This is a genomic window from Candidatus Zixiibacteriota bacterium (genome assembly GCA_014728145.1).
Classification (GTDB): domain Bacteria; phylum Zixibacteria; class MSB-5A5; order JAABVY01; family JAABVY01; genus WJMC01.
The window spans coordinates 20,354-29,255 of the sequence record WJMC01000097.1 but is presented as its reverse complement, the minus strand read 5'-3'; the positions used below and the strand labels follow the sequence as shown (position 1 = coordinate 29,255).

Below are 8,902 nucleotides of genomic sequence, written 5' to 3'. Positions count from 1 at the left end.
CGGGGAGCATCGTGATTGCCGGAGATAATTACCACCGGTATCTCCGCCCGGCTCAGCTTGAGAATCTCCCTGATGGCGAAATTTATGATACGGTTGGAAGGACGTACCGTATGAAACAGGTCGCCGGCATGAATTACCAGGTCTGGTTTCATCTCTAAAATCCGGTCGATGCAGTAGGAGAAAGCGTTGCAGACATCCTCCTCACGACGGTTGATCCCGGATTCCGAGAGCTTGTTTCCGAAACCTCCCGCCCCAAGGTGGGTGTCGGCTATATGGGCGATTCTTACTGACATAGCTTAATCAAAAAAATCTGTATCGATTTTTGTTTCGGATTTCAATGATTTTTCCGTTCTCTCAGTTGCATTTGTCAGGTAGTCTTCGTACAGGTCGATCTTGACCGGCAGGGCGAACGGCACGACTGGCGAAGTGATCAAAGCCTCCCCCGGCGCCAGCATCTGGATTTCCGTGCTGAGATCGGAGATGTCCTGTTTGGATGATGACCTGATGATCTGCCGATCGCTTTCATCGGCCAGCCCCAGGATAAAGAAAGTGTTGAACTGCGAAAGAAGCTCCTCATCGATCAGCTTGGGTTGCTGGGTGATAGCGCAGATGCCGAGCTTGAACTTGCGCCCCTCACGCGCCATGCGGGCAAAGATATTCGTCTTGCCTCCGCTTTTACGCAACACGCGCTGGGCCTCCTCCAAAACCACCAGCACACGTGGAGTTTTCCCGAATCTGTCCGGATGGGCGTAGAGATCGCGGTACTCGCCGAACAGGTTCCTGCAGATCACCGAACTTACCAGCAGTTCATCGCGGGAGGTCAAACTCGATGAATCAACCAGCACAACTTTCCCAAAGCGGAGTTTCTTGATGATATTTTCAGAAGTCGAGACTTTACAGTCGGTATGAATAAACTTCTGCTTCAATAGATATTCAGCGCGTCTCTTGAGCACTCCCAAAGTCGATTCCGCGAACCCGCCATGGGTCGTTATCTGCGTCGCCAGATCGGCAATCTCCTCCTCGCCCAGTTTTACCAGCCATTTGTCTTTGAAGCGGAAGTAGAGCGCGTACAAAGCTTCTTCCTGTGCCTCTGAGAATTCATAGATATGGCTCAGATCCGACGGTATTATCTCATAGGCGGAGATCTTCAGAACATCGTAGGAGATATCGCCGTCACGTTTGCGCGATGAAAAGATCTTCAAGTTCTCACGGGCGTCAGGATGATGAATCAATCCCCGGCTTTCATCCTCTCCCCCGCCGTCATAATATTCACCGTGAGGATCGAAAATCAACAGACCGATATTCCCGCTCGCGAGGATGGCCCCGGCAAATCGTTTCATCAGGTTGCTCTTTCCCATGCCGGTAGTCGCGAACAGCCCGATATGAGATGATACGGTAGACCCGGGAATACCCATCGGAAGATCGAGGATATCCTCGCCCGAACGCAGTCGTGCAAATTCAAGGTCGCCATGACCGCTCTGCAGAAACCGGAAATCATCCTGCAGTGGTACTCGAACACGCGCGAAATGATCCGGCATGGTCTTGGGTTTATAGAATTTATCTGAAAGGAGATATCCCAAAAGACTGCATCGTGCAATCTTGTAAAGACGCCGTTCTTTTTCAAACAATGTCTCCTCCCGCCCCGCCATATCAGCCAGCATCAGGTTACCGGCGGTCCGTTCAAACCAGCCGGTATCGGCACCCTCAGCACCGTAGGAAATATCCACCACACGAAGGTAATAGCGAATCTTAGAATCATGCTCATCCTCGGCCAGGGCCAGGTCGCCGATACAAACACGGTAATCATAGGGCACCCTGAAATAGAGTTCGCCTACTTTTTTGCCGGTTATCCGGCCGATCTGCCTGGATTCATTCCTGTCTGTCATATCAACCCGGTATATATTTCGAAGTTTGCAGGTCATAGTTCAATGTGTCGTGGTAGTCCTCGAATAAAAGCGACCATTCATCATCGGAAACTCCGGCCTCGACCGCAACCTGCTTCAACCTGATCCTCAGTCCCAGAAGTTCTTCCTCGGACAGCCTCACAGCCTGGTGAACCGCCGCCAACGGGTATGGGTAGCCTGAGAAAAACGGGTCTGATGAAAGAAAGCCGAGCGCTTCAAATAGTTCGTCGGCAGACCTGCTATTATTAATATAAATATCAATTCTATATGCCTGGCTGGAATAGGGACTCATCCGGGCAACATAGATATCCTTCAACCGCCTGTCTGGCTGGTCAGGATAATCGCTTCCGATTTTAACGTACCAGTTGCTGTTTTTACATCTTTCGTTTCCAAGTTTTTTGATCACACCCACCAGGCTGGCGCCTCCCTGCCAGATCAACGCGGAGGCTTTACTCACGGCGACAATATCGATATTTTTTGCACGCGCCTGGCCGGCAACAGCTTTCAGAAAGCGATGTTCATCGTCACTGCCGGCCCGGAAAGAACCATCCAAAAGAAGCATATCGCCCGTCTCGAGCGTAGCGACCGCGTCAGCGATCATGGCATTTTCCCGCAGGTGACGAAGCTCATTTAAGCTTTCGGAAAAAGCGGGAAATTCAGCCGGATAAGAATTGTACAGATCACGATACTGCTTTGCGTAGAGATCGCGGTAAGTGGCGGAATTCAGGTTGGCCAGGTGCAGGTTGCCGATCGATTCAGCGACCCGCCGGCGTCCGTCGAATACAACCAGGCCGGCCCGGTAAACCGCGCAGGTAAACAGGCTGTTGGAAGCTATTCTCCCCTGCCCGCCGTCAATGGCCGCGCATCGCAGGTGATGCTTATCACCGGCTTGCGCAGGGATGAAATCGAGGGCTTCCAGGTCATCTTCAATCTCGAGAGTCTCATGAGAATCCACAGCTCCGCTAAATAGTTTTTCGGTGGGCATTGTACTCAGCAGGGAGCGGATGTAATCGACAGTCCTGTTCAGCCCGCTGTAAACGGATGAGTAGTCATAGAGCATGGGCTAAGGATAAATGCTGATCGGGAAGAGGGCAATAATAAACTAAAACAGATCGTACTTTTGCATACGATCACGCAGGGTATTGCGGGAGATACCCAGTATTTCCGAGGCTTTGACCTGGTTGGATTTGACATAATGCAAAGTTTTGGAGATCATCACTTTTTCAAGCGCGGATTGCAGGTGGTAATAGACCTGGCCGGATGAGACATTCAAAATCTTGTCCATCATCGGCTCCAGCACATCGTTGAACATACGCGCGTAATCGTCTTTGATCTCCTCGAAGTCGACCTGCACACTTTCGCCGTTTTCAGCGAAGATCGGGAAATCCTCCGGCTGAAGGGTGTCATTTTTGCTCATCACCACGGCGGTGTGGATATTGTTTTCCAGCTCGCGTACATTGCCAGGCCAGTGATACTTGGAGAGCATCTCCTCCGCCTCGGTCGATAGAGTCTTTGGAGTTTTGCTGGCGAGATGGCTGTACTGGTTCATGAAATGTTCGGCCAAAAGAATTATATCCGATCGCCGTTCGCGCAATGGCGGTATAAAAATCGAGACGACCTTGAGGCGGTAGAACAGGTCGACCCGGAACTTGCCTTCTTTCATGGCGCTCACCAGGGAACGGTTTGTAGCGGCCAGCACGCGCACATTGACCTGTACCGGCTGTTCGCCACCGACCCGCTCGAATTCCTGTTCCTGGAGCGCGCGCAAAAGCTTGGACTGCGTGGATGGGAGCATATCGCCGACCTCATCCAAAAACAGAGTGCCGTTGTTGGCCAGCTCGAATTTCCCAAGTTTACGCGAATGGGCTCCGGTGAACGAGCCTTTTTCATGACCGAACAGTTCCGATTCCAGAAGCGATTCCGGAAGAGCGGCACAGTTAACCGACAGAAATGGGTTTTCACAACGATGGGAATTGCGATGAATGGCCCGCGCCACCAGCTCTTTGCCGGTACCGGATTCACCAAAAATCAATACTGCGGCATCGGAACGGGCCACCTGGCCGATCATCTTGGCGATTTCGACGATTTCAGGAGATTTCCCGACGATCTCATACTCACTGCTGTGAATCAAAGGCTGTTCCGCCGACTGGATTTCTGGCTCGCCGGTCAGCTGATCACCCATAGCCTTGTTTATAGTAAGCATCAGCCGTTCAATCTGAAACGGCTTGGTGATATACTCATAGGCCCCTTCTTTCATGGCCTGGATCGCGTTCTCCGTTGATACATATCCGGATATTATAATAACCGGCAAATTGGAGTCGCGCTTTTTGATCTCCTTGAGAATATCCAGTCCCGAGATCGAGGGCAGGTTGACATCCAGAAGTACCAGGTCAGGGTTGTTGTTCTCTATGAAATTAAGCGCCCTGTCACCATCCTCGAGATGATGAAAATTGTACTCTGATTGGTCAAACAGCCCCAGTAGTGTCTCAGAAACTGTGGGATCGTCATCAACTAACAGTATGTTTTTCATACAGGTATTTTCTCCTATTGAAAGTAATCGGCAGAATCAGGATTTTGATTACTTCAATTTGGTAAAATACCTATGAAATGCATGATTTTATGCGGTTTTAACGAAAGATAGGGGGATTACAACCATGATTTAAACAAAAGCTGGATTAAGGGGTTCAGGATTTCTTGATCTTGTATTTATCCATCAGGTCATACAGGGTCGTACGCGAGGTTCCCAGCAGGTTCGAGGCCCGTGATATATTCCAGTTGGCACGCAAAAGCCCCTTGAGAAGATGCTCTCGTTCAGCTTCCTCACGGACTTCCTGGAGGCTTCGCAGGTCTTCCTTCTCATCGGTCTCAAAACCGAGATCCTCCGGCTTGATCTTTTTGTCAGACGCCAGCAAAACCGCGCGCTTGAGCTTGTTTTCGAGCTCGCGCACGTTGCCGGGCCAATGGTAATCCTTGATACGGGCAATCGTCTGGGGCGTAAACGTCAGCCCCGCTTTCTGGTTTTCCTCGGCGTACCGTTTTAAAAAGACATTGGCCAAAAGGACCACATCGTCACCCCGCTCGCGCAGAGCAGGCATCTCGATCGTAATGACGCTGAGCCGGTAGAAAAGGTCTTCGCGAAACTGCCGGCTGTTGACTTTTTCTTTCAAGTCAGCATTGGTGGCCGCCACCACGCGCACATCGAGGTCGATCATCTGCTTGCCGCCGACACGCTCTATCTTCTTGTCCTGCAGGAACCTGAGCAACTTCACCTGGAGCGGAAGCGAAAGATCACCGATCTCATCTAAAAATAATGTGCCCTCATGAGCGTACTCGAACTTGCCTTTTTTCATAGCTACCGCATCGGTGAACGCGCCTTTTTCATGGCCGAACAGTTCCGATTCGAGCAGGTTTTCGGGTATCGCGCCGCAATTGATGGCTATAAAGGGCTTGTCTTTGCGGTTGGAATTCTGATGAATTGCCAATGCCGTCAATTCTTTTCCTGTGCCTGACTCCCCTGTGACCAGGACAGCGTAATCGGATTTAGAGACAGCCTCGATCAGCTTGAACACCTCCAGCATCCGCTGTGAGGATCCGATTATCTCATGATACTTTTGTTTCTTCTCGAGCTTTTTGGACATCGCCAGATTCTCGAGCTCGAGATGACGCATATTGAGAGCGCGTGAGACGATTAACTTGAGTTCTTCCAATTCAATCGGTTTCTGGTAGTAATCGTAGGCTCCCAGCCGGACCGATTCTAAAGCGGCTTCTTTTTCCTCGTTGCCGGTGACCATGATGATCTTCATGTAGGGATCGATCGCCAAAAACTTCCGCAACAGTTTCAGCCCCGAGAGATCGTCAGTCAGGTCGGTCAGGGCAATATCGAGGGTGACCAGATCCGGCTTCTCGATTTTAGCCAGTTTCAGGGCCTCATCGTAGCTGGCCGCCTGGCAGATATCGTAATCACTGGCAAACGACCACTGAATCTGCGTCCTAATACCCTCTTCATCATCGACTATTAATATTTTGGCTTTGTCTTTATCCATTTTTATTTTCCAGTGGCAGAAGCAGGCTGAATGTCGTTCCCTGTCCGGGATTCGATTTTACCACGATCTTGCCGTTCATTTTCTCAATCCATTCACGCGATTGAAACAGCCCGATACCGAGACCTTTTTTCTTGGTGGTAGAAAATGGTTTGAACAATTTCTTGGAAACGAATTCCGGGCTCATCCCCTCACCCGTATCACTGACCTCCAGGACCGCACGATTATCCTGTTCGAAAGTTCGAAGGCTTAGTTTACCACCGTTTTTCATGGCCTCCAGCGCATTCAATACGAGGTTGCGAACAACTTCTTCAAATTTATCGGGGTCGCAATTCACAGGCTTGTCCATATCGAGCGAACGTTCGTACTCCACATTATCAAGATCGGCCAGTTCAAGGCGTTTTTCCAAGCTTAATATAATCTTTGATAAATTGCAATCACAAAAACTGAAGCGCTCTTCTTTGTCCCCCGTCTGCAGTTTTTCAATCACTCTCTGCATCCGGTTGACCGCCCCATGGATAGTTGTCATGGCTGATTTCTGAAACTCGGGATTTTCCATATTGGCTTCGTAATTCTGCAACAACATCGACAGCATCGAAACCGAATTTTTGAGATCATGAAGAACGAAGGCAGTAAACTTGTGAAATGATTCTATCTGGCGCGCGGCCATCAGCTCCTCGGACAGGCGGGCCGAAAACAATGCCAGCGCGAACTGGTGTCCGATCGAGGAAATGAACTGAATCTCCTGATGCTGAAATGGCTGGCTTGAAGCCTTGGGACCGAGAAACATCAATCCCACAAGCCTCCGTTTGGCGATCAGGGGCAGGGCGATTGAGATATCCCTTTTTTCGATAACTTCCAGTTCGCGCAGATGACGGTTCTCACCTGCAATTCTGCGCTTGAGCTCCTCGGTGATTATGGCCTCACCGTGACGGTAAATCCAGTCGGCGAAATAACCGTTGACTGGTATCGTGAAGTCTTCAAAAGTGTCGTCATGGCGCGGAGATATCATCACCAGCGCGTTCTGGTTGGTGTCGGTATAGAACAGGTACAGCTTGCCTATCCCGATCCGGTCACGCAGAAGCGTCAGTATTTTTTCAGTCAGCTCCTCCGGGTCGAAGATGGTGGCGATATCCTCAGAGAAGCTGGCCAGGTCTTCCTCGAAATCGAGTTGTCCGGAATGAAAGGTGCGGTCGACCGCGGTCTTGATTCGCTCCTTAATTGAACGCGACAAAAGCAATGCCAACAGCGCGAAGAAGACCAGCATAGCCGCCAGCACACTTACGAACAGGCGCACATCGCCACCGATCAACTGGATGATCTTGCCGACTGCGCCGGCCAGCACAAGGTAAAACCCGATTACTATGATACCTATCGATGAGTAAGCGGCCTGCGTGCGCACGAACACACCCGACTGCTGGGGTTCATAGCGCAAAAAATAGACCATAATCAGACCAAAGCTGAGAGCGGTCATAAGCGAGAAAACCGCAATATACTGGCGATTGATCTCACCACCCAACAGCACCAGGCTGCATGAGATCAATGTTATCACCAGCAGAAACGCCTGTGACAAGACGGCGCCCTGAAGTTTACGGCGATATATCCCCAGACCTGCCCTGTAAGTGCTCTCGAAATTGATCATGGTCATGGCGGAAATCACTATCAGGTACAGGAGGAAATACTGACCCAGGCGTGAGAGGAAGATATGCACTCCACCATCGTCATGTCTCTCAAGAACAAAAAAGTGATACTTCAGGCTCATCACCGCGAAAAACAAGGCAGTTAAAAATGCCAGGGTCAGACCGATACGGTAACGTGATATTGAGGCCATGTAATCCTCACGGGCAAACACCAGCGAGAACGCCAGCCACAAAAGGGGAATCGCGGAAAGCGCCAGGTTGAGATCATGCGGAAAAAGAAAGTATTCGTAAACACGTGCGGGCCAGACTGACTGGAATCGAAAAAAAAACCATCCCAGGGCAATCGCACTCAGCAAAAATATAAGCCTGCCGGCTCGTCCTCCCTTGCCAAATTGCGCGCCAATAGCAAACAGTACAATTAAAAGAGACGAACCGATCAGGAAAATCTCTTCCCAGAATTGCATAGGATCACTCGTGATATTCGACAAAGAACCGCGTCAGCATGGCCGTCAAAACAAACGAAGCGAACATGAACAAGACGACATGACCATACAACAGCCAGTTGATCAGCTCGGGACTATATGAACTGGCCAGGCGGAAACTGAAGTCCATACCGACCGCAAACGGAAGCAGTAATAGCTGGGTCAGAAAGATCGCAAAGAAAGTACTGAAGAAATTCCGAAACCACATCTTGATCGATTTACCGACGGCAACCAGCAGGTTTTCATCGTCGATAACCAGGTAGGGCTGAATGTACACGAACGGTGATAATACGAAAAACATGAAGACCTTGAACGCGAAATCGAATGCGATCTGGCGACGAGGGCTCCCGACCAGGAAATCCCTGAAGACCTCCGGCAAATAGCGTGAGACCAGGTACAAGACCGCATAGACCAAAATACTTGCCAGGACCAGCCACAGGTACTTGCGGAAAGCATCTTTGAGAGACTCGAAAAAGCGTACCTGCTCGCCGGCAAAGAACCTCGCGAACATAATAAAGCCGGTGGCAGTTAAAATCGAATCAAACAGGATCGAAACGATGATACTGACCTTTCCATAAACTCCCGGAACCATAATCATGTGTTGCGGGTAATGCACAAAACCGGGACCTCCGGAGAACAGCTTGGTCTTGCCTATGGCGATTGCCAGGCCTGACCAGAAACCCGAAAACGGGTTCAACAGCATAAACGCAACCGCCAGGGAAATAAGCATAAAAATAAAAAACGGCGCCCAGATCCGGATATAAAACATCGACCGCAACGCATCTATGAATGCGGCTATAAAATTATTTAATTTGAGAAGAGCGGACATAACAATA

At 50.1% G+C, this 8,902-nt stretch carries 7 protein-coding genes; all 7 read right to left on the bottom strand.

What is annotated here, in order from left to right; genetic code table 11:
- Nucleotides 1-293, bottom strand: a 293-nt coding sequence (locus GF404_06190) for an exonuclease SbcCD subunit D (GenBank protein MBD3381767.1), incomplete at its 3' end; no start/stop codon positions are given.
- 3 nt (nt 294-296) lie between these two features.
- Entirely contained in the window at nt 297-1,922 is a 1,626-nt protein-coding gene (locus tag GF404_06185; protein ID MBD3381766.1) for a DUF87 domain-containing protein, read from the bottom strand.
- A complete protein-coding gene (locus tag GF404_06180; GenBank protein MBD3381765.1) occupies nt 1,888-2,964 on the bottom strand; it encodes a hypothetical protein in 1,077 nt (358 codons plus the stop codon). The genes GF404_06185 and GF404_06180 overlap by 35 nt, the downstream gene beginning before the upstream one ends.
- Before the next feature lie 42 nt (nt 2,965-3,006).
- Complete coding sequence (locus tag GF404_06175) at nt 3,007-4,434, bottom strand: response regulator (GenBank protein MBD3381764.1); 1,428 nt, start codon at nt 4,432-4,434, stop codon at nt 3,007-3,009.
- A gap of 154 nt (nt 4,435-4,588) precedes the next feature.
- Nucleotides 4,589-5,947 (bottom strand): PEP-CTERM-box response regulator transcription factor, encoded by a 1,359-nt coding sequence (gene prsR / locus GF404_06170; GenBank protein MBD3381763.1) that lies wholly within the window; start codon nt 5,945-5,947, stop codon nt 4,589-4,591.
- A complete protein-coding gene (prsK, locus tag GF404_06165) occupies nt 5,940-8,048 on the bottom strand; it encodes a PEP-CTERM system histidine kinase PrsK (protein ID MBD3381762.1) in 2,109 nt (702 codons plus the stop codon). The genes prsR and prsK overlap by 8 nt, the downstream gene beginning before the upstream one ends.
- 4 nt (nt 8,049-8,052) lie before the next feature.
- Nucleotides 8,053-8,895: a hypothetical protein gene (locus GF404_06160; GenBank protein MBD3381761.1), complete on the bottom strand. Its 843-nt coding sequence runs from the start codon at nt 8,893-8,895 to the stop codon at nt 8,053-8,055.
- Nucleotides 8,896-8,902: the final 7 nt, after the last annotated feature.